At 43.8% G+C, this 19,919-nt stretch carries 18 protein-coding genes and 1 pseudogene; all 19 read left to right on the top strand.

Annotation, left to right across the window (positions count from 1 at the left end; translation table 11 throughout):
* Positions 1–132 precede the first annotated feature (132 nt).
* Entirely contained in the window at positions 133–564 is a 432-nt protein-coding gene (locus tag PRIO_RS30965; RefSeq protein ID WP_020428494.1) for a glycosyltransferase family A protein, read from the top strand.
* Between the two features lie 545 nt (positions 565–1,109).
* Positions 1,110–3,149, top strand: a complete 2,040-nt coding sequence (locus PRIO_RS30960; RefSeq protein ID WP_046505969.1) for an ATP-dependent helicase ComFA — start codon at positions 1,110–1,112, stop codon at positions 3,147–3,149.
* A gap of 5 nt (positions 3,150–3,154) precedes the next feature.
* Complete coding sequence (locus PRIO_RS30955; protein ID WP_081487303.1) at positions 3,155–4,009, top strand: ComFC family protein; 855 nt, start codon at positions 3,155–3,157, stop codon at positions 4,007–4,009.
* A gap of 169 nt (positions 4,010–4,178) precedes the next feature.
* The gene (locus tag PRIO_RS30950; RefSeq protein ID WP_039790719.1) at positions 4,179–4,586 is read left to right on the top strand and encodes a TIGR03826 family flagellar region protein; all 408 of its coding nucleotides are present in this window, start codon (positions 4,179–4,181) and stop codon (positions 4,584–4,586) included.
* Positions 4,587–4,692: 106 nt separating this feature from the next.
* Positions 4,693–4,980 (top strand): flagellar biosynthesis anti-sigma factor FlgM, encoded by a 288-nt coding sequence (flgM, locus tag PRIO_RS30945; RefSeq protein WP_020432287.1) that lies wholly within the window; start codon positions 4,693–4,695, stop codon positions 4,978–4,980.
* A 12-nt stretch (positions 4,981–4,992) separates the two neighbouring features.
* Complete coding sequence (locus tag PRIO_RS30940) at positions 4,993–5,493, top strand: flagellar protein FlgN (protein WP_020432289.1); 501 nt, start codon at positions 4,993–4,995, stop codon at positions 5,491–5,493.
* Positions 5,494–5,510: 17 nt separating this feature from the next.
* A complete protein-coding gene (gene flgK / locus PRIO_RS30935) occupies positions 5,511–7,091 on the top strand; it encodes a flagellar hook-associated protein FlgK (protein ID WP_020432291.1) in 1,581 nt (526 codons plus the stop codon).
* A gap of 21 nt (positions 7,092–7,112) precedes the next feature.
* Positions 7,113–8,021, top strand: coding sequence for a flagellar hook-associated protein FlgL (flgL, locus tag PRIO_RS30930; RefSeq protein ID WP_020432293.1), 909 nt, complete (start codon positions 7,113–7,115; stop codon positions 8,019–8,021).
* Positions 8,022–8,107: 86 nt separating this feature from the next.
* Positions 8,108–8,557, top strand: a complete 450-nt coding sequence (locus tag PRIO_RS30925) for a flagellar assembly protein FliW (protein ID WP_020432295.1) — start codon at positions 8,108–8,110, stop codon at positions 8,555–8,557.
* On the top strand, positions 8,557–8,790 hold the full coding sequence (gene csrA / locus PRIO_RS30920) for a carbon storage regulator CsrA (RefSeq protein WP_020432297.1): 234 nt from the start codon (positions 8,557–8,559) through the stop codon (positions 8,788–8,790). The genes PRIO_RS30925 and csrA overlap by 1 nt, the downstream gene beginning before the upstream one ends.
* Before the next feature lie 200 nt (positions 8,791–8,990).
* Positions 8,991–9,761: a flagellin N-terminal helical domain-containing protein gene (locus tag PRIO_RS30915; RefSeq protein WP_020432300.1), complete on the top strand. Its 771-nt coding sequence runs from the start codon at positions 8,991–8,993 to the stop codon at positions 9,759–9,761.
* A 158-nt stretch (positions 9,762–9,919) separates the two neighbouring features.
* Positions 9,920–10,279 carry a flagellar protein FlaG gene (locus tag PRIO_RS30910; protein ID WP_020432301.1) on the top strand — a complete coding sequence of 120 codons (360 nt, stop codon included), beginning with the start codon at positions 9,920–9,922 and terminating at the stop codon, positions 10,277–10,279.
* Between the two features lie 15 nt (positions 10,280–10,294).
* The gene (gene fliD, locus PRIO_RS30905; RefSeq protein WP_046505960.1) at positions 10,295–11,743 is read left to right on the top strand and encodes a flagellar filament capping protein FliD; all 1,449 of its coding nucleotides are present in this window, start codon (positions 10,295–10,297) and stop codon (positions 11,741–11,743) included.
* Between the two features lie 20 nt (positions 11,744–11,763).
* Positions 11,764–12,153: a flagellar export chaperone FliS gene (gene fliS / locus PRIO_RS30900; RefSeq protein ID WP_046505957.1), complete on the top strand. Its 390-nt coding sequence runs from the start codon at positions 11,764–11,766 to the stop codon at positions 12,151–12,153.
* Positions 12,150–12,488 carry a hypothetical protein gene (locus PRIO_RS30895; protein WP_020432308.1) on the top strand — a complete coding sequence of 113 codons (339 nt, stop codon included), beginning with the start codon at positions 12,150–12,152 and terminating at the stop codon, positions 12,486–12,488. The genes fliS and PRIO_RS30895 overlap by 4 nt, the downstream gene beginning before the upstream one ends.
* Before the next feature lie 42 nt (positions 12,489–12,530).
* Positions 12,531–14,480, top strand: a complete 1,950-nt coding sequence (locus tag PRIO_RS30890; RefSeq protein WP_231869781.1) for a tetratricopeptide repeat-containing glycosyltransferase family 2 protein — start codon at positions 12,531–12,533, stop codon at positions 14,478–14,480.
* A gap of 1,562 nt (positions 14,481–16,042) precedes the next feature.
* The gene (locus PRIO_RS34250; RefSeq protein ID WP_052741547.1) at positions 16,043–18,574 is read left to right on the top strand and encodes a hypothetical protein; all 2,532 of its coding nucleotides are present in this window, start codon (positions 16,043–16,045) and stop codon (positions 18,572–18,574) included.
* Between the two features lie 12 nt (positions 18,575–18,586).
* Positions 18,587–18,958, top strand: a pseudogene (locus tag PRIO_RS37560) (adenylyltransferase/cytidyltransferase family protein); the annotation flags it as partial.
* Positions 18,950–19,918 (top strand): Gfo/Idh/MocA family protein, encoded by a 969-nt coding sequence (locus PRIO_RS30880; protein WP_407944509.1) that lies wholly within the window; start codon positions 18,950–18,952, stop codon positions 19,916–19,918. The pseudogene PRIO_RS37560 and the gene PRIO_RS30880, both read left to right, overlap by 9 nt.
* Position 19,919: the final 1 nt, after the last annotated feature.

Raw genomic sequence — 19,919 nt, 5'->3', positions numbered from 1 at the left:
CCTGTATACGTACAGGCTGAATGGATGAAACCGTATATTGTGAGGCAGGAAGGCAGGCGCGGGTCTGCTCTGGGCAGTCACCGACCTTTTATCATCGGCATATAGTGTCGGTATAAGAGGAGGTGTATCTCCATGGTAGCCCAGTTAATATGGATTGCGGCCATCTATGCTATTGCGGTATTGCTGGTTCATATTCTGCACAAAGGGGAGCGGGGCCAGTCTGGCAAACGGCTTCATTACATTCTGATCACCCGTAATCATGAATATGTGGTGGAGTGGTATATCCGGGCGCTGACCTTCCATGCTTTGCTGAGCGGAAAGAGGCTTCGGGTAACCTTAATGGATGACGGGTCGAGTGATGCGACGATGGATGTAGCCTTACGGCTTGCCCTGGGCGGTTCTGCACTGGAATTTGCCCCGGCTGCTTCTATCGGCTTTTTGGAATCAGACCGCAAGCTTCAGCCAGGCATTATAGTGGATTTAAGAGAGCCGGGGCAAGCTGTTCCGCTGCCTTTTCTGCAGATGCCGTGGAGCAAGGGATGCAGATCAAAGCGAGGCGAATAATCATATCATATGCAAGTAATGCAGGAAACGGGTGAAGCACACTCTCCAAATTTGGGGGAGTGTGCTTTTTTGTTATTTTGGGAAAATGTACATTTCAAAAAATGTAAAAAGCTAAGAAATCCGGCACAAATAAGCCTGGGTTCTCCTGGCTGCCGTTAATCATCAAAAATCTTGCATGGTATACAACAATGTATGTCTTAAGCAGTCCAAATTGGCGAACATCCTGTATGTTCTACAACAATCTGTGTCCTGAGTACGCCAAATTAATAAAAATCTTGTGAATTGTACAACAATATGTTACTTGAGCACACCGAATTGACACAGATTTTGCATATTGCACAACATATGCGGGCGTGTAGGCATAATCCCTTACCTATCCATTAGTGCGATTGTATTCTTAGTTATGGTTCAGCCGGAAGAACAAGAGAAAAGCTGTGGAACGGCCACTTCAGGAAGATGATGCAACTTAAGTTTGGTATTCGGTGCTGGTTTGCCCAAGCTGATTCAAAGAAATTAGGATAGCAAAATTTTAGGAGGTGGAACGATTGCAGGCAGCAGTATACGCAGTAGAGCTTAGTGGGGAATGGGAGATTCGGGTTTCACTCGACATGGATGTAGACAGATTATGGTGGAGCGGGACAGGAGAAAAACGGGAGGGCTGGAATACCAGGACTGCGGACAAGCTGGTGATTCTCTCTTCCGCGCTTCCCCTGGGTTGGGCTGTGAAGCTGAGAGAGAGCTGGAGTTCAACCCGAGCCGGGCGGCAATGGCAGGTAGAAGACTGGAGGAAATATATGACAGAGGTTCTTAAGGGAGAGATCGCCGGAGAACGGGATGCAGGTGGAAGCTGGTGCGAGGAGAGATTATATCAAGAGGTTTCTGTCTGTACGTTGGTTAATGCAGCGGAGGTTACCGCTGTACAACATAGGAAGGCGTATATGGAGGCAGAAAAGTACAGACTGGCGATAGACGCTGTAGCAGGCGGAAGAAACCTGGATCTTGGAGCTGCAGCAGAACTAATGGTGAAAGTGCTGGAGGGACGCTCGCTGCTGGAGCCTGAAGTGGAAGCACTCCTTGCGGAACGGCTTCCCGGACTGGCGGGACAGTGGCGTGCAGCAGCTCAGCTTGCCCAACTGCAGGGGCGGCTGAGATTGGAGGCCGCTGTGGGTAAAACGCCTGCGCTTCGCAGCGCAGGCGGTGGCCGGCTTCCTGCCCTCGCTGGCCGCTTCTTGCACGCTGCGGCGCTCCGCCTGCCGCAGCTGCGCCTGCCCCGGCGCGGCGCGGCCACCGCCCGCCGCGCGGAGCAGCGCTGCCTGCGCTGCGGCAGCGCTGCCACGGGCCGCACGGCCTGCGCCGCGTGCGGCCTTGCGGGCTGCGCCTATTGCGAGGCCTGCCTCGCACTCGGGCGCAGCCGGGCTTGCGCGCTGCTGCTGCGCAGCGCGTCCTCTCCGGCCGTGCAGTGCACGGCCGGGGGTTCCCCCACCGTGGCGGCACGCCGGTGGGGGCTAAGCGCAGCGCAGGCGGGAGCCGCCGGCGCTGCGCTGGGGTTCCTGGCGGAGCCGCGGCAGCGCTCCGCCGCATCCAGCCCAGAGCGGTTCCTGCTCTGGGCCGTTACGGGAGCGGGGAAAACGGAGATCACGTTCCCGCTCCTGGAGGCGGTGCTCGCCGCCGGAGGCCGCGCACTCGTCGCAACGCCGCGGCGCGACGTCGTGCTGGAGCTGGCGCCGCGGCTCGCACGGGCATTCCCGGCGGAGACACTCGCCGTGCTGTATGGCGGCAGCGCAGACCGCTGGATCCCTGGCCAGCTGACCCTGGCCACCACTCATCAGCTGCTGCGCTTCCACCAGAGCTTTGACCTCGTCATCATCGACGAGCTTGACGCCTATCCTTATCATAATGATCCCATGCTGGCATTTGCGGCGGAGCATGCCTGCAAACCGGGCGGATCATTCATCTATCTGTCGGCTACACCGCCGGAAGAGCTGCAGCGTTTGGCCCGTTCCGGCAAGCTGCCGCATGCCAGGGTGCCTGTCCGCTTCCACGGGCATCCATTGCCGGTGCCGCAGCATTTGGAAGTGCCTCCGCTCCAGATATCCTTGCAGCGTGGGGCTTTGCCCGCAAAGCTGCTGCAGGCACTTCGCAAATCCTTCGCCCGTGAGGCCCAAATCTTTCTCTTTGTGTCGCGGATAGCCCACATTGAAAGATTGTTGGCCCTTCTCCGCCAGAGCTTTTCCGGAGCCGCCATGGAGGGCACCTCATCACAGGACCCGGCAAGAACGGAGAAGGTTGCGGCTTTCCGCAGCCGTTCAATCTCGCTTCTCGTCACCACCACCATACTTGAAAGGGGAGTTACCGTTCCCCGCAGCGATGTGTTGATTCTGGATGCGGACAGCAGCCTCTTTGACGAAGCTTCACTGGTGCAGATGGCCGGAAGAGCCGGGCGCTCCAAAGAAGATCCTGCAGGAACCGTTGTTTTTCTTTCTCCGCAATGGACAAAATCACAACGGGGCGCGGTCGCGCAAATCCGGACTATGAATACGATTGCCCGGAGACAGGGGTACTTAGATAAGGAAGAAAGAAGATGAACTTAATGAGTAGATGGTTGAAGATAACCCAGTCTTTGCTGGCTCCGTCCGCTTCGGACTGCCTCATCTGCGGTAAAAAAAGTGGGATTTCCTCAGAGCTTCCGGGAGTCTGCAAGAGCTGTCAAACTTCAATCCCCTGGATCCGCCATCCGCGTTGCCCCAAGTGCGGCCGCCATGTAGGTTGTCCCGATTGCAGCCGCAGCAGCGACCCGGTTCCCATTGTCTGCAACCGCAGTGCAGTGGCCTACACCAGTGGTATGCGTGAAATCCTGGGGCAGTATAAATATCGCGGCAATGAGCGGCTGGGCCCCTTGCTTGGTCTGATGCTGGATCAGGCCTATACGATCCTCCAAGCAGAACGGGGGCAGATGCCGCGCGATGGAGGTTCTAAGCAACGACATCCATTAATTCCTGCGTTCAAAAGCAAACGCACCCGCTTATGGCAAGCCGATCTGCTGGTTCCGGTTCCCGTCAGTGATTCCCGGCTTGCTGAACGCGGATTCAATCAGGCGGAGCGGCTTGCGGACGTCTTGTCCCGGCGCAGAGGGGTTCCGCAGCTGCCGCTGCTGGTCCGCACCCATCATACCGGCAAACAGAGCTTCAAAAGCCGGGCCGAACGGCTGGCGGATATGAAGCATGCTTTTGCAGTCAATCCGGACCCGGCAGTTGACTCACAGTTTGCCCATTGGCTTGAAGTATCCGGACAAGGGAGAGGGGCTCTGCCTTTGCAGATCATTATTGTCGATGATATCTACACGACAGGAAGTACGATCCGTGCCTGTGCGGAAACCATTGCAGGATTGGCCGGCAGCTTTGGCTGTTCTGCGGAAATCTACAGCTTGACCTGGGCCCGATCTTAAATCAAGAGTATTCTCCATAGGTATTTAGTATATTTTTGTAAAACTGATATAAACATAACGTATATATAACCGATACTAATCATAGACGAAGCCTCAGCAATCATGTAATCTAGGAGCATAAGATATTTATACGCAGCACAAAATGTATGGAAGGGAGCCGCTGCTGAAAATGAATCTGGATAATTGCCCGCGGTGCGGCCGGTTATACGTCAAAAACATCATGGAGCTGTGCCAGCCTTGTGTTAAGGATTTGGAGCATCAATATGAAATCTGTGTAAATTATTTGCGTGAAAACAGAGGCACCAACATTCAGGAACTGTCCGATGCAACGGAGATTCCGATTAAGGAAATCACCCGTTTTATTCGTGAAGGCCGGATTTCTATAGCGAATGCGCCGAATATGATGTATCCGTGTGAAGTCTGCGGAACCTTGATCCGGGAAGGCCATATGTGTGACAGCTGCCGCAGCCGGTTGCGTAAAGATCTTTCGAATGCAGCCAAAGAAATTGCTCCAACCGATACCCCTAAAAAGCTAGGGGAAGGCGCATATCGGGCCGTAGACAAGCTCCGCGAATAATTAAATCTGTAAAAAAACGCTTGCAGCTATAAAAAATGTTTCAAAGATGGCCGATAAACTTAGTAAAGATTATCGGCTTTTTTATACCAGAAGGAAGGTGGAAGTTATGAAAATTAACGAGACCGGACGTATTAATGCGATTAACCCGTATCAACGCAACGCGGAAACGCAAAGACAGGAACAACTGAAGAAAAGCACACGCAAGGATGAGGTTTCGATCTCTGATGAAGCGATAAAGCTGCTGCAGGCACAGAAGAGCGGGGAAGTTGACGCTGAACGCGCCAGCAGAATAGAAAGCTTGAAACAGCAAGTTTCCGCAGGTACCTACCAAGTTGACGCAGCCAAACTCGCAGCCTCACTCGCCCCCTACTTTAAGCAATCCTCCGAGAATTAGGTGAATCCATCCATGACATTGACAACCTTGCTGGAAGTACTCGAGCGGCTGGACGAAGCGCATTTGCAAATGCTGGATCTAGCCGCTGTTAAGAAAGACGCTATTAAGACAAATCAAGTAGATTATCTTATTCAACTTCTTAATAAAGAGTCTAAACACATGAAGCTGATCGAGCAGTTGGAGGAAGAACGTATGCAAGCGGCATATGCCTTTTTGCAGGGAGTGGGGATACGTTCCAACCTGAATTTGAACCTGACTGAGTTGTCCAGGCTTGTATTTGACCCTGAAGAGAAACAGCAGTTATTCCATATGCAGCGTAAGCTATCCGGCACATTGCAGCGGCTGAAGGAAGCTAATACGCTGAATCAACAGCTTCTTGAACAGGCGCTCTCCTATATAGACTTTTCTATTGAAAGCATGTCTTATTATTCTGAGACAGAAGCTACTTATCATCACCCGGCGGGAAAAACAGCTGGAGTGCAACGCTCCGGACTTTTTGATTCTCGGGCCTAATTTTGGAGGAGTAAAAAATGACCTCAACATTCCATAGTATAGAAACCGCCAAGCGAAGCCTGAACACCCAGACGGCTGCACTAAACACGGCAGGACATAACATTGCTAATGTCAATACAGAAGGATATTCAAGACAAGTCGTGAAGATGCAAGCCTCTCTTCCTATGGAAGCCTATGGTTTCTTGCGCTCTACAGCAGCCGGACAAATGGGCACTGGGGTCGATTTCACGTCGATTGAACGGGTGAGACAGAGTTTTCTGGATGACCAATACCGCAATGAAAGCTCAAATTCAGGCAGCTGGGATGTCAGATTCGACACCTTGAAGAAGCTTGAATCTATTGTGAATGAACCCTCAGATACCGGTATCCGCAAGGTTCTGGATAATTTCTGGAATGCCTGGTCTGACTTGAGTCAGGATCCCGAGAATATTACCAACCGCAAAATCGTCAAAGAAACAACAAAGGCGCTTACAGATGCTATGAATCAAGTCAGCACGCAATTGGATGCTTTGACCACTGACCTGACCAGCAATATTTCTCTAAAAACTACAGAGATCAACTCGCTATTACAGACAGTAGCAGATCTTAATAACAACATTACTAAGCTGGAAGGCCTGGGGGATAATCCTAACGATCTCCGGGACCAACGGGACTTGGCCATCGACAAGCTCTCCAAGCTGGCCAATGTTCAGGTTACCCAGCTCAGTGACGGCTACCAAGTGACTTTGAGCGGTCAATTGGTTGTGACTGGTGATCAGGTAACCGCAGTAACGGCGGATGGACTAAAGGCCGCATACGACGGAGGGACACTTACCGGCGGAGAAGTCTATGGTATGTTTATGTCCCGAGATAAATACGTAACCGATTATAAGAATCAGATGAACCAACTTGCCAATACACTTGCTAATGGCGACATCGAAATTACTTTGCCTGCCGGAACAGTTTTACCGGAAGGAACTGTCCTAAATACCGGAGCCAATGGCACACCTGTTACATATTCGAATGCGAATAATAACCGGACCATAACAGCGGACACCAAAGTAACCGTCAAAGGAATTAATGGATTGCTGCAATTGGGTTACACTGTTAGCGGCGCAACACCGGAGAAAGGACTAGCACTCTTCACTACCAAGGATAGCGGAGCAATTACAGCGGGCAATATTACGCTCAATCCGTTAATTGCAGCTGACCCTAACAAAATCTCCACTTCCATGCGTGTCACCGGAGTTGGCACCACCAACGAGAAGGTTGTTATCGGAAATAACGATATGGCCCTGATTATGGCAGGGCTTAAGACAGCCAAATTTGATTTTGGATCTGCCTTGTCCGCACCAGGCACCATGGATGATTATTTCGCCTCTATAGTAGGACAACTAGGTGTTCAGACGCAGGAAGCCGAACGCCAGGCGAAAAATGCCGAACAGCTGACAGAGCAAGTGGAATTGAACAGAGCTTCAGTTAGTGGTGTATCACTGGATGAGGAAATGACTGATCTGATTAAATTTCAGCATGCTTACAGCGCAGCTTCCAGATTTATGACCACATTTGACGAGCTTCTAAATAAACTAATTAACGGAACAGGACGCGTAGGTCTCTAATCTATGGAGGGAGGTATATGAATGTCTATTCGGGTGACCCAAGGGATGATGAGCATGCAGACGCTCAGTAATCTGAACAGAAATAACAGTGTTAGAAGTGACTTGGCCGATCAGGCCTCCACCGGACGTAAAATCAATAAGCCCTCTGATAACCCGGTGGGTGTGACCTATTCACTGCGTTATAGAGCAGAACTAGCTTCCAATGAGCAGTTTCAGACAAATGCTGATGCTGCTGTTAGCTGGCTAGATTTCACCGACAGCACAATGCAGCAGGCCACAGATGTAATGAAACGTCTAAAGGAACTGACTGTTCAGGCTTCAAGTTCAACCGTCCCGAAGTCCGGGTTGGATGCAATCAAACTGGAAGTGGAACAACTCAAAGACCAGTTGGGTAATATTGGAAATGCCCAAATTAGAGGGAAATATATTTTTAATGGGCAAAATTTTGACAAACCTCCATATGAGTTATCAGGCACGGTTACCAACTTCGCTCAGATTGATACAGATTCCGGAGCAGTGAAATACGCGATTGGAGATCAGTCGACATTTCAGGTGAACACAACGGGCAGTGAATTTTTTGGTGCATCCACAGACAGTGATAATATCTATAAAGTAATGGATGATCTGATTTCGGCATTAGGTAGTGAAAACTACACAGGTATTGCAGCGCAAGCTGGCAAAATTGAATCCAGGTCTACTAAAATGCAAGCAGCGCTATCTGAAGTAGGCGCCCGCACTAACCGTGTTGAACTGGTGCAGGGCCGTTTGAATGAACGGGATTTGAATCTGACGACGCTGCAGGCTAAGATTGAAGATGCGGATATTGCTGAAGTAATGATTAAATCTACCACAGCACAGACTATTTATGAAGCTGCTCTAAAGTCCTCTGCTTCGATATTGCAGCCCTCGTTGATGGATTTTATGAGATAAGCCTTGATTCTTTGAAATCGAAATGAGAAGCTATGGACACGAAGTCCATAGCTTCTTTTGCTAGTATTCCTAGGAGGATGAGACAAATGACCCAAGATCGTGTACCTCAAGAGATCACTTTAGAAACCAATGCACCGGCATATTTCTTTTCTAAAGGCTTGCCCGGATTCGAACAGTTAAAAGAATTTTCACTGAAGGAACACAATGATATATTTAGTTTGCTGAGTGCAGCAGACCAGCCGGAGGTAACCTTCATTACAGTTAATCCATTTGATTTTGTTCCGGATTATGAATTTATTCTGCCGGAGGATACCATTCACGAGCTAGGAGTGAAGGATGAGAAACAAGTTTCTGTACGCTGTATAGTCACCTGGCACAGTGATCGTTCGAAGGTATCGGTCAATCTGCTGGCTCCACTCATTTTTAACACAGTAGACCGTAAAGGCAAACAAATTGTGCTTCAGAACACTACGTACACAACCAAACATCCCTTATGGACAGATTCCCCAAAGACTGATGAAGGCGGTGATTCCTGATGCTGGTTCTAAGCCGGAAAAAGGGTGAATCCATTGTGATTCAGAATGATATTGTGGTTACCGTCCTTGCTGTTGAGGGAGATGTCGTAAAGATTGGAATCTCAGCACCAAAGGATATTGATATTTATCGGAAAGAGATCTTTGATGCCATTCAGCAAAACAATCAGAGTGCTGTTTTGGATCTTGAGGCTATTCAAAAGGCGATGCTGGGGATGAACGGTGAAAAAAAGTGAGACTTAGGACTCAATAAATTATGCATAGGTTTCAAGAAAAAAAGTTTTGAATTCAAGAAAAAATATGAAGTCTACTATTAACAATATCAAGTAGAAGGTCGATATATACTTTAGAGCGGTAATTCTTCAGGGCGGCCGACCTGTGAAGACGCTAACCACATGGATGTGGGAACAATATAATTTCAGGGAGGAAATATCAAATGATTATCAATCATAATATTCCGGCATTAAACACACACCGTAACATGGGTCTGAACACAACTGCTACAAGCAAAAACATGGAGAAATTGTCTTCCGGTCTGCGCATCAACCGTGCAGCTGACGATGCAGCTGGTTTGTCCATCTCCGAATCGATGCGCGGTCAAATCCGTGGTCTCGAGCAAGCACAACGTAATGCTCAAGACGGTATCTCGTTCGTACAAACAGCTGAAGGTGCAATGAACGAAGTATCCTCGATGCTGACTCGTATGAAGGAACTGAATGTTCAAAAAGCAAGCGGAACTTACAGCACGAACGATAAAGCTAACATTGATAAAGAGTTGGATCAATTGGGTGATCAAATCGACGAAATCATGACGAAAACTACCTTTAACGGTATCAGCATCACAGCGGGTGCAAATATTACTGTCAATGATAAAGCTACAAGTACTATTGCGATTGGTAGTATCACAACAACCGACTTCAGAAATTTGAGTTCGGCTACATCTCTTGCTAATGTAGAAGTAGCAATCAAGAGTGTTTCCTCTGAACGTGCTAAACTGGGGGCTGTGCAAAACCGTCTAGAATACACGTCCAACAATATTGGTACTACTGTAGAGAACTTGTCTGCTGCAGAATCCCGTATTCGTGATACAGATATGGCTAAGGAAATGGTTGCTCTGTCCAAGAACAACATCTTGCTGCAAGCTTCGCAATCTATGTTGGCACAAGCAAACTCCGCTCCACAAGGTATCCTGTCTGTACTTCGTTAATCTTCATAGTTTTTTGGGAAGAGGCCTTGAATTTCAAGGCCTCTTTTCTTTTTTTCTTATACTCTCCGACTACATATTCACTTCTTATAATCCGATATATAAAGTAACGAACTTGAATTACTAGATGGATGCTCAATACATGTGGGGAGGTATATTCTTTGAGCAACAAAATCGTACCCAGTAATACTCCTGCTGCAGTACAGGGAGTTGTGTTTCCAACGAAGGGCGGCAGTGAAAATGATACCTCATTAAAAAGCAGTGAACTGGCTATAGAGACAGCAAGTTTGCCTGTTGAAAGAGATCAACTGATTCAACAGTTAGAGAAGGCAATTCGGGCAGTGCAAGGACCGGAGAAAACATTTAAAATATCTATTCATGAACAGACACATTCCATAATGGTTAAGGTGTTTGATAAGCAAACAGGTGATTTAATACGGGAAATTCCACCAGAAAAGTTACTAGATGTAGCTGCAAATATGATGGAGTTAAGCGGACTAATTGTGGACGAAAAGGCATAAAATCAGGAGGTTAATATGAGAATTGGCGGATTGGCATCAGGTATGGATATTGATTCAATGGTAAAAAAATTAATGACGGCAGCCAGAGTTCCTTTGGATAAGCTGAATCAGCAAAAACAGCAGTTGGAGTGGAAAAGAGAAGGTTACCGTACAATAAGTACGACCTTGGTTGGTTTTAACGACAAACTCACTACCTTTGGTAGAACCGATTCTATTAACTCTAAAAAAGCTACTGTTACAGGAGCTTCCAACGTAACTGCTACAGCTACCGGGGCGGCAACCAACTCAGTTTTGAATATTAAGGTTTCCAATCTGGCAACGGCTTCTTCCGTCGTATCCACTAACGGGGTAGCTAATGCAACGAAAATATCCGAGGTTTACTCTAATGGAGCGGGTAGTATTACCATTGGTACAGCAACAATTAATTTTTCGGCTGATGAAACCATTGATTCACTTGTCAAGAAAATCAATAACGATAAAAATACGGGTGTTACTGCGGTGTATGACACTGCTTCTGGTAAAATGTCTTTTACCAATAGGGAGACAGGGGAAAAGAATATAACATTATCAGGTGATTTGCTAACTAGTCTTGGAATGACTACGGTCAACAAAGGGATGGACGCTGTTGTTGAGATTAATGGGTTAACCACAAAGCAGTCATCCAATAACTTCACGATCAATGGTGTGGACATCTCCTTGAAGGGCGCTACACCTGCTGGAGAAACATCTCAGATCCAAGTATCCCAGGACGTAGATAAGATGGTCGAAACGATTAAATCCTTTGTGGAATCTTATAACGCGACAATAGCCACTCTTAACCAAAAAACCTCTGAGGAACGTTTCAGGAAATTTTTGCCTTTAAGCACAGAGCAAAAGGCAGATATGAAAGAGGATGAGATCAAACTATGGGAGACCAAAGCAAAAAGTGGTATGCTCAGAAATGACTCCATTATTGACAAATCACTCAGTGACATGAGATCGGCTATGATAACGGATGTTGTGCTTCCAGATGGATCCAAAATTAATATGACACAAATAGGTATTACAACAGGGAAATACAGTGAAAATGGAAAACTGGTTCTGGACGAAAAAAAGTTACGTGCTGCTCTGGATGCTGATCCTGAGAAAGTCTCTGCTCTATTTGGACAAACCGACTATTCAACTAAAACAGATTTTACTTCTAAAGATGGTCTGTTTAACCGTCTGAAAAAAATCGATAATGTTGCTCTATCGTCTATGTATGAAAAAGCAGGGACTTCGCAGGTGAGTAGTGATTTAACCACTGCTTTTATGGTATCCAGTCAAATGGGCGATCAATTAAGGGATTTTGAAAGGAAAATTGAAGATTTAAATAAAAGGCTTACTATGAAGGAAACTCAGTATTATAAACAGTTTACTGCTATGGAAACCGCTATGAACAAGTATAACAGCACTTCTTCAAGTTTGACGAGTATGTTATCTTAATCCAACAAGGAGGAGTTTCTTTGATTACTTCACCCTATCAAAAATATCAACAGACTCAATTACAGACAGCATCTCCGGCGCAACTTCTGTTGATGCTTTATGATGGTGCCATTCGATTTATTCGCATGGGAACCTCCGGTATTGACGAGAAAAATTACGAAAAAGCTAATACGAATTTATGTAAAGCCCAGGCAGTAATTAATGAGCTAATAGCAGCGCTAAACCATGATTATCCCGTTTCCAAAAGTTTGTATCAAGTCTATGAATATATGATTTTTCAATTAATTCAGTCAAATCTCAAGAAAGATAAGAAACCCGCCACTGAGGTGCTTGAGTATATGATGGAATTACGTGAAGCATGGTATGAAGCCAGTAAATTAGTGAATTCAACTGCGGAACAAGCCCAATGAGTACGCTGGGGAAGTATATCAATGAGTTGGAATTGCTGACTGCAGAGATCGTTCGCTCAATTGATCAAATAGGGTATGAACAACTTGCTGCCTTCTCTGAACAAAGAGAGCAGCTTGTTTTTTCAATTGAATCTCAAAAAGGGTTGCTTACAACTGAATATAAGCTCCGGTTGCGGAAATTAAGTGAATTTGATAAGATAATTCTTTCCAAGATGGAGTACTATAGACAGAATGCCAGCGACTGGTTGGAAAAACAAGGGGCCATTAAAGTTCAAAAAAATGCATATACCTCACAGTACGCAGCAAATAGTTTGTTTTTTGACCAAAAGAATTAACTTAAAGGGCTGATTATTTTTATGACGCAACTTAGTGTTTGTATGATCGTGAAGGATGAAGAAGCTCTTTTGTCACGCTGCTTGGAAAGTGTGAAAGGAATTGCTGACGAGATTATTATCGTTGATACCGGATCAACTGATAGAACCAAACAGATTGCGGAAAACTTCGGTGCAAAGATCTATGATTACGTATGGTCCAATGATTTTGCTGCTGCCCGAAATGAATCGCTTCGTCATGCTGCTGGAAAGTGGATTTTAGTACTTGATGCGGATGAATATTTGGGTTCAAATGATCATTCGAAATGGATCGAATTTCTCCAAAAGGAGAAGCCGCAGGCCCAACTTGCCTATACACTGCCAGTCATTAATTTTACCGGGGAAAAAGATTATCAGGAGGAAATGACGACAGCCCCAGTAACACGTCTGTTTCCAAACTTTAAAGGAATACACTTTGAACGTCCTATTCACGAACAATTAACAAGGGGCGGTAAAGAGAAGTTATTGCATAAAAAAATTTCTCTTGAGATTTATCATACAGGGTATCAGATTCAACGCGTAACAGAAAAGAGCAAGCATGAACGGAACATGTCGATCTTTAATGAAATGAAGAAGGCTAACAAACTGAGCGCGTACGATTGGTTTACACTTGGTAACCAATATCGCTTTGGAAAGGAGGATGAGGAGGCGCTTCAATGTTATGAACGCGCAGCAAAAGGTGCAACGGCTAAAGAGGCATGGTACTCGCATTGTTTGATGGGACTTATAAGCTTGTACTTTAAGAATGGTCGCTTGGACTCCTCATGGCGCTGGACTGAAAAAGAATTATATAAATATAAGGATTTTTCAGAATATCATACCATTAAGGGAGTTCATTTTGAGACCTTGGGTTTTTTTGACGATGCAATAGCATCTTACTTACAGGCAATTAACACCGCAGAACAAAGAGCAAAAAGAAATCAAGAGATTTGGCTTGTTGATCCGATGTACAGTTTCGAGACACCGGTGCAGCAGCTCGTAGATATTTATTTTCGTTTAAATGATAATCAGCAGGCTATATATTGGTTGTCCAAGCTCTTGAATAAAAATAACAGAAATCCAAAAGTGTTATTAAAATTGGTGGAATGGCTGTGTCAGAATGAAGAACCTGCTGCAATAATAGGATTTCTAGATAAAATATATGATGTGAGAAATGAAGCAGAATGTAATCTTTTATTTAAAATATCGCTGGTATTAGGTCAGGCTGAGTTGGTTAATTATTACGAGAAATACCTGACTACGTTGGATAATATTAATATTCTGGATCAGTTTCGCTATGTAATTTTAACAGATAAAAAAGAAGAATGGATGTCCCTTCCAATTCCTGAAGTGAATAATGACGTGGATTGGAAACTTCAGATTTGGGTGCAGATGGTTGTGGGTGCTCTTAAGTGGAATTCCCTTCAAAGACTTCATGAAATCACGCGAATCTTGGATCATGATGATATCACTCAGTTGACTTCAATTGTGGAGAAGCTGTTTTTTGAAAATTCATCTGTGGAAGAAGGATTATTAAAACATTATTCCAGTTCATTGTTTTTAGTTAGCAAGCAGCTATTTCTAATCAAAGAGTTTGAGAAATTTGATCAATTTATTCAGCTTTGCAAATCACCTGGTATAATTAACCAACTGGCGAATTATTTTTACACCTTAAACTTAACCGACATGGCCATGAATTACTATAGTATATTATTGTCCCAGAAGGAGCTGGATTTTAATAGTCTAGTAAACCTTGGGTTATATCATGCGAATCAAGGCTACTACTCTGATGCCGTTGAGTTCCTTAATGAAGCGATAGATAAGCAGCCTAAAGCCAAACATTTATATTACTTATTAATACAGCATGCAGCTAGGGAACAAAAGCAATACTTTATAGATAAGTTTAACTTGCAATTCCCCGAGTATGGTGGTATTTCATTTGTTCATAACTTTTTTAATAATGCAAAAAAAGCTTAGTATAATATTACTCTAAGACGTATCCAGTGGATGCGTCTTTTTTGATAGGATAACAAACATAAATGGGATCTACTAGGAGCCATGGAAGGAGGAAGAGCTAGAAATGGGACTATCCCCAGACTCTATTCAAGATAGCAGGAGTCCGGTTCATCCGGGAGGGATTTGAGTTTAGAGCATATATAAAACAACCCACCAGGCATGTGCCTGACGGGTTGTTGGCATGTTTATTAATTGCATAGGATACCGTTTCTGTGCTGGACTGCTGATTATCGTACCAATTCATAAAGTCATTGACTTTCTCCATACTTAGATCGAATTCCTTTCAAGGCTAGTATTTATCGTCACCATCAGGATCGACCGATCGCCCATTGGTGTCGGAAAACAATTTTTACACCAGACTTATCCTACGATAGCCGAGTTGGAAACTAAAAGTGTTAGGCCCAACTCCAGGTGAGCAGCCTTATTCATCCGTTAGGGGGATTTAGTTGAATGTAACGATTAATCATAAATATAAGGTTTTTGTATTTTTATGTCGAATTTATATACTGAAATGATTGTCGAAAATAATATCTGGGTGATAATATGGTGTTTAAATAGAAGTGAGGTAAAACTATGGTGATGGAGTATAGAGCAATGCCTCCTGAAGACCTAAGGCAGATGCAACTGATACAGCATTTTAACCTTCCCTACTCCGAATAATGGATACTACGGTTATTACAGAAAGTGGTACGTAGACCTGGCAGACATAGATTTTTAGGGTCATTACTTCCCGGCTGCCAAGGATTACGATGGTTATATAACTTTTAAATTTGGAGAATATCTTGAGTTTCCTCCAGGATTATAGTATTCAGGCTCAAAGTTATCGGGTGTGGAAGAATTGCGGTGCGGTTTGTACCATAAGTCAAATATGTAAGCGGATCCAATTTTGAGGAGGTTTACAACCGTGTTGACAGTGCCAGAAAGTATGCAGAACAGTTCGAATTGAAATTTTACGAAAAGCATTGGAACAGGGCAAGTATGTTTCATGTGAGAAACTCTGGTCCTGCAGACTGCCCAGGCTGATAAGCTTTACCAGTTAGCTAAGAATAAGGGACTTGTCTTGTTGGAAGCTATTAAGACAGCTTTAAGATATGCCTATGATCTTATGGCCGACTCATTCATATCGTATTTCCGCACAATGCTCGTTCTTGATTTTCCATTCACATATAGCTTTACCATCTGTTCCTTGAACTCTGCTGTAAATGTACGCTTTCCTTAGGCATACTAGAAAAATAGATACGGAAGATTGTGGATGTAAGGATGATATGAGCAAGGAAGAACTCATCGTTTAAGGGGTGATGCGAGAACTATCATTCGTTCTGTTAGAGTAAAGAAAGGGCCAAACGCAGGGCGCATACCGTTCACCGTCCTCCAAAATGCTCTGAATCGGCAATTTTCCCCTGACACTTCATTAATAGAAGCTTGTAACCGATATAAGCCATATAATAGTAAACTTTATGTATATATCCGAGGTACTAGAGTATGACATAGAAATATTACATTCATACAGGGGCGGGAGTTTGATGAGGAAGCACCAACAAGAACAAATTCAGAAATTAGTAACAACACTGTATGAGGCGACTGATGAAATCAATCGGCAATTTTCCAAAAATAATATCCCGACTGTAATCAACCTATTGAGAGACTGCCAAGATGCGGCGATTCATATGGGTGAGTTTATAGAGAATTTTGAAGGCGAAGATACACGAACGGTTGAATTGTTAACCGAATACCACACGAGCCTCTATAATATTGCCATGGAAATTGAAACCATCCATGTGAGCTTCATTAAGCAACTAAAAAAAGAACTTAGGATGATTGAAAACAGCATTAGAAATGAGCTCAAGCCCAAAAAAATCGAGGTTGTATTTTTCCCTTATAAGGCTTCAATGTGGGACTCGCTTGAAAGCGTATGGATGGCAGCAAACGAAGATGCACAATGCGATGCTTATGTTGTACCTATACCATACTACGACCGAAAACCTGATGGTTCATTCGGTGAATTTCATTATGAGGGCGGAGATCTGCCTGATTATGTTCCGGTTACTCATTATGAATCCTACGACATAAGTATTCGCAGACCGGATGTTATCTATATTCATAATCCGTATGACATCTACAACACAGTTACTTCTGTTGATCCGAGGTTTTACTCCCATGAATTAAAAAAGTATACAGATACGCTGGTTTATATTCCTTATTATTCTACTTCCGGTGGTATGAGTGAGGGGCAAAAGAGTTGTTCTGCATATTATCATGCAGATTATATTATTACACAAGCGGAGAAATATCGTGGATTTTTTGATTCGAGCTTTTCAAAAAAACTACTTCCATTGGGTTCACCAAAGTTTGATAGGGTTGTGAGAATATGCAATAATCCGCCAGAGCCGCCTGCTGCTTGGAAAGCAAAAATGACAGGTAAAAAGGTTTATTTTTACAACACAAGTATAAACGGTTTATTGAGTAATACTCAAGTGTTTTTGAAAAAAATGCAATATGTATTTAGTGTATTTGCGGCCCATGACGATGTGTGCCTGCTGTGGAGACCGCATCCATTGCTTGAATCTACACTTGATTCCATGAGACCGGAATTTCAACAGATTTATTCTAAAATAAAAAGATTTTTCATTGAAAATGATATCGGCATTTATGATGACACACCAGATGTTGCAAATACCATCGCGCTTTGTGACGCTTACATTGGTGATTCGGGTACTTCTGTTGTTTCTCTTTTCGGTATTGCAGGAAAGCCGATATTTATTTTGGATAATAATATTAATACGGAACCTGTTGAAGACGACTGGCGCGGCGAAATGATTACTAGAGGATTCAATTTGTACTCTGATGATAAATGGTTGATCACACGCGGGAATAAACTCTATTATTCTCCGGATAACAATTATAAGTACCAGTACCTGTGCGATTTGTCCGATCATGCTTATGGAGATTATTATTTATATGCGCTTACGGTTGGGAATAAAACATACATCTGCCCAAGAAGTGCACAGGATATAGTCGTTCTTGTAGAGAACCAAATTAGCAAACGTATCAGGTTGAAAAAGCATATTGAACGTCCTGGCTCATTTGCAGGAGCAGTAAGCTGCGGGAAATACATTTTCCTGATACCACTTTATTATCCCGCTATAGTTAGATACAATACCGTAAATGAAGAAATCAGATATTTCGAAGCTAATCTCGATGTTATAATCGGCATGAGAAATGGTGAACGTCTAGTGGGCGGATATTGTGTTCAGAACGAATATCTGTTTATTGCCTCTCCTATAGATAACCGTGTGTTGGCAATTGAAGCCGAAAGTGGAAAAGAACAGGTACTGACCACAGGCGGAAATAATGCCGGAGGCTGTATGACGTTGAATTCTGACGGTAGTAATTTATGGTCTATGCCTTTTTCGGGAACTATTGTTACATGCTGGAATTCTGAAAGTGGTGAAGTCCATGAATATTCAAATTTTCCTGACAATCTGAAATGCAGACATATTAATTTTGGCTTTGAATGTATGGAACGGCCTTTTAGCTATCCTGCTTTTTATGGAGACTATGTCTATTTAGCTCCATACTGGTCGAATATGTTCATTAAGCTTAATAGAATTACAGGTGAAGCTAGTGAATGGCAACCCCCGTTTGATATTTCGGATAATATAAAGAACGGATATTATTCTTCATGGTGTAAGAGCTGGTTCGTTAATCCGGCAGATGAAGATAATAAATCTTATAATATATTTTCACTTTACGACAGAAAGCTATACAATGTTGATTTGGAAAACAGTAAATATGAAGAAATCAATATTGAATTTAACGTCAATGAGTTAAAGGCAAACGAGCCGGGGTATAAAAAGAATTCCGAATGGTTGCAGTATTGCTGCGAAGAAAGTGCGTTTAATACACTCTCTGATTTCCTTGAGGAAAATATCACGGGAAATGCCTTTAATAAGGAAAATCAGATTGCGGCTTATGGAGAAATTGCTGCTAATAATGACGGAACATGCGGTGAAAAGGTCCATAAATTTATAAGAGGGCATCTGAATGAAAATTAGGGGGCTATCTGTATGACTAAAGTAATAACATACGGTACATTCGATTTGTTCCATGAAGGTCATTACAGACTGCTTCAAAGAGCCAAAGAACTTGGCGATTATCTTATTGTTGGAGTTACCACCGAGGGATATGACCAGACTAGAGGAAAACTTAATGTAATAGATTCATTGATGACTCGAGTTGAAAATGTTCGAAAAACTGGTTTTGCCGATGAAATTATTATTGAAGAGTCACAGGGACAGAAATTCCGAGATATTAAAAAATATCAAATTGATATTTTTACTGTCGGTTCAGACTGGACCGGTCAGTTTGATTACCTTAACGATTATTGTAAGGTTGTATATCTTGAAAGAACTAAGGATATTTCCAGCACAATGCTTCGCATTAAAAATAAGCATATTCAGAGAATTGGAATTATCGGAACAGGACGTATTGCGGAGAGGTTTATACCGGAAGTGAAGCTTGTTAGCGGTATAAATACACAGGGCATATATAATCCGAATGCAGAAAGCGCCATAAGGTTTGCCGAGAAATGGCAGATTAATCCCTATACCGATATTGGAGATTTCTTTGCTGCGGTTGATGCGGTTTACATTGCGTCACCGCACGAAACGCATTACAAGTACATCAAAATGTCGCTTGAGCATGGAAAGCATGTTCTCTGTGAAAAACCTATGGTTTTGGAAAAAACACAGGCAGAAGAGCTTTTCGGATATGCAAAGGAGCATAATTTGGTGCTTTTTGAAGGAATTAAAACAGCTTATTGCCCAGGTTTCAGCAAGCTGATGGGAATCGCATGTAGCGGAATGATTGGCAGTATACGTAATGTTGAGGCTTGCTTTACGAAACTTGAAAATCCTGCAAGCCGTGAACTGACTGATTTAAAATTCGGCGGCAGCTTCACTGAGCTTGGAAGCTACACAATTCTTCCTATTATTAAGATCTTTGGCACTGAGTATGAAGATATACGGTTTGACTTAATAAAAGATAAAAATGGACTTGATATTTTCACAAAGGCATATTTCAGATATCCCAACGGTCTTGGGACTGCTACTTGCGGTCTTGGAGTAAAATCTGAGGGCCAGCTTATCATATCAGGAACTAAAGGATATATTAAAGTGGATTCACCATGGTGGAAAACAACCTATTTTGAGGTTCACTACGAAAATCAAAACGATGTTGAAAAATACTCCGACAGGTTTCTTGGTGACGGATTAAGATATGAGATCAATGATTTTCTTTCTATGATAAACGGCAATACCGAAAGTGAATTCAAGCTGACAAGCAAAGATTCAATTGCAATAGCGGAGATTATGGAAAGGTTCTTACAGGAGAACAGATAGT

It is taken from the genome of Paenibacillus riograndensis SBR5 (assembly GCF_000981585.1).
Classification (GTDB): Bacteria; Bacillota; Bacilli; order Paenibacillales; family Paenibacillaceae; genus Paenibacillus_AQ; species Paenibacillus_AQ riograndensis.
Note: the sequence above shows the minus strand (reverse complement) of the source record. Positions and strands in the feature narration are given on the sequence as shown.

Excerpts from the sequence above, each read along its gene's own strand:
- PRIO_RS30950 (WP_039790719.1), top strand. The coding sequence starts at position 4,179 with ATGAATCTGGATAATTGCCCGCGGTGCGGCCGGTTATACGTCAAAAAC.
- flgK (WP_020432291.1), top strand. The coding sequence starts at position 5,511 with ATGACCTCAACATTCCATAGTATAGAAACCGCCAAGCGAAGCCTGAAC.
- PRIO_RS30915 (WP_020432300.1), top strand. The coding sequence starts at position 8,991 with ATGATTATCAATCATAATATTCCGGCATTAAACACACACCGTAACATG.
- PRIO_RS34250 (WP_052741547.1), top strand. The coding sequence starts at position 16,043 with ATGAGGAAGCACCAACAAGAACAAATTCAGAAATTAGTAACAACACTG.
- PRIO_RS30925 (WP_020432295.1), top strand. The coding sequence starts at position 8,108 with ATGACCCAAGATCGTGTACCTCAAGAGATCACTTTAGAAACCAATGCA.
- flgL (WP_020432293.1), top strand. The coding sequence starts at position 7,113 with ATGTCTATTCGGGTGACCCAAGGGATGATGAGCATGCAGACGCTCAGT.
- PRIO_RS30890 (WP_231869781.1), top strand. The coding sequence starts at position 12,531 with ATGATCGTGAAGGATGAAGAAGCTCTTTTGTCACGCTGCTTGGAAAGT.
- fliD (WP_046505960.1), top strand. The coding sequence starts at position 10,295 with ATGAGAATTGGCGGATTGGCATCAGGTATGGATATTGATTCAATGGTA.
- flgM (WP_020432287.1), top strand. The coding sequence starts at position 4,693 with ATGAAAATTAACGAGACCGGACGTATTAATGCGATTAACCCGTATCAA.
- PRIO_RS30940 (WP_020432289.1), top strand. The coding sequence starts at position 4,993 with ATGACATTGACAACCTTGCTGGAAGTACTCGAGCGGCTGGACGAAGCG.
- PRIO_RS30880 (WP_407944509.1), top strand. The coding sequence starts at position 18,950 with ATGCTTCGCATTAAAAATAAGCATATTCAGAGAATTGGAATTATCGGA.
- PRIO_RS30965 (WP_020428494.1), top strand. The coding sequence starts at position 133 with ATGGTAGCCCAGTTAATATGGATTGCGGCCATCTATGCTATTGCGGTA.
- PRIO_RS30955 (WP_081487303.1), top strand. The coding sequence starts at position 3,155 with ATGAGTAGATGGTTGAAGATAACCCAGTCTTTGCTGGCTCCGTCCGCT.
- PRIO_RS30895 (WP_020432308.1), top strand. The coding sequence starts at position 12,150 with ATGAGTACGCTGGGGAAGTATATCAATGAGTTGGAATTGCTGACTGCA.
- csrA (WP_020432297.1), top strand. The coding sequence starts at position 8,557 with ATGCTGGTTCTAAGCCGGAAAAAGGGTGAATCCATTGTGATTCAGAAT.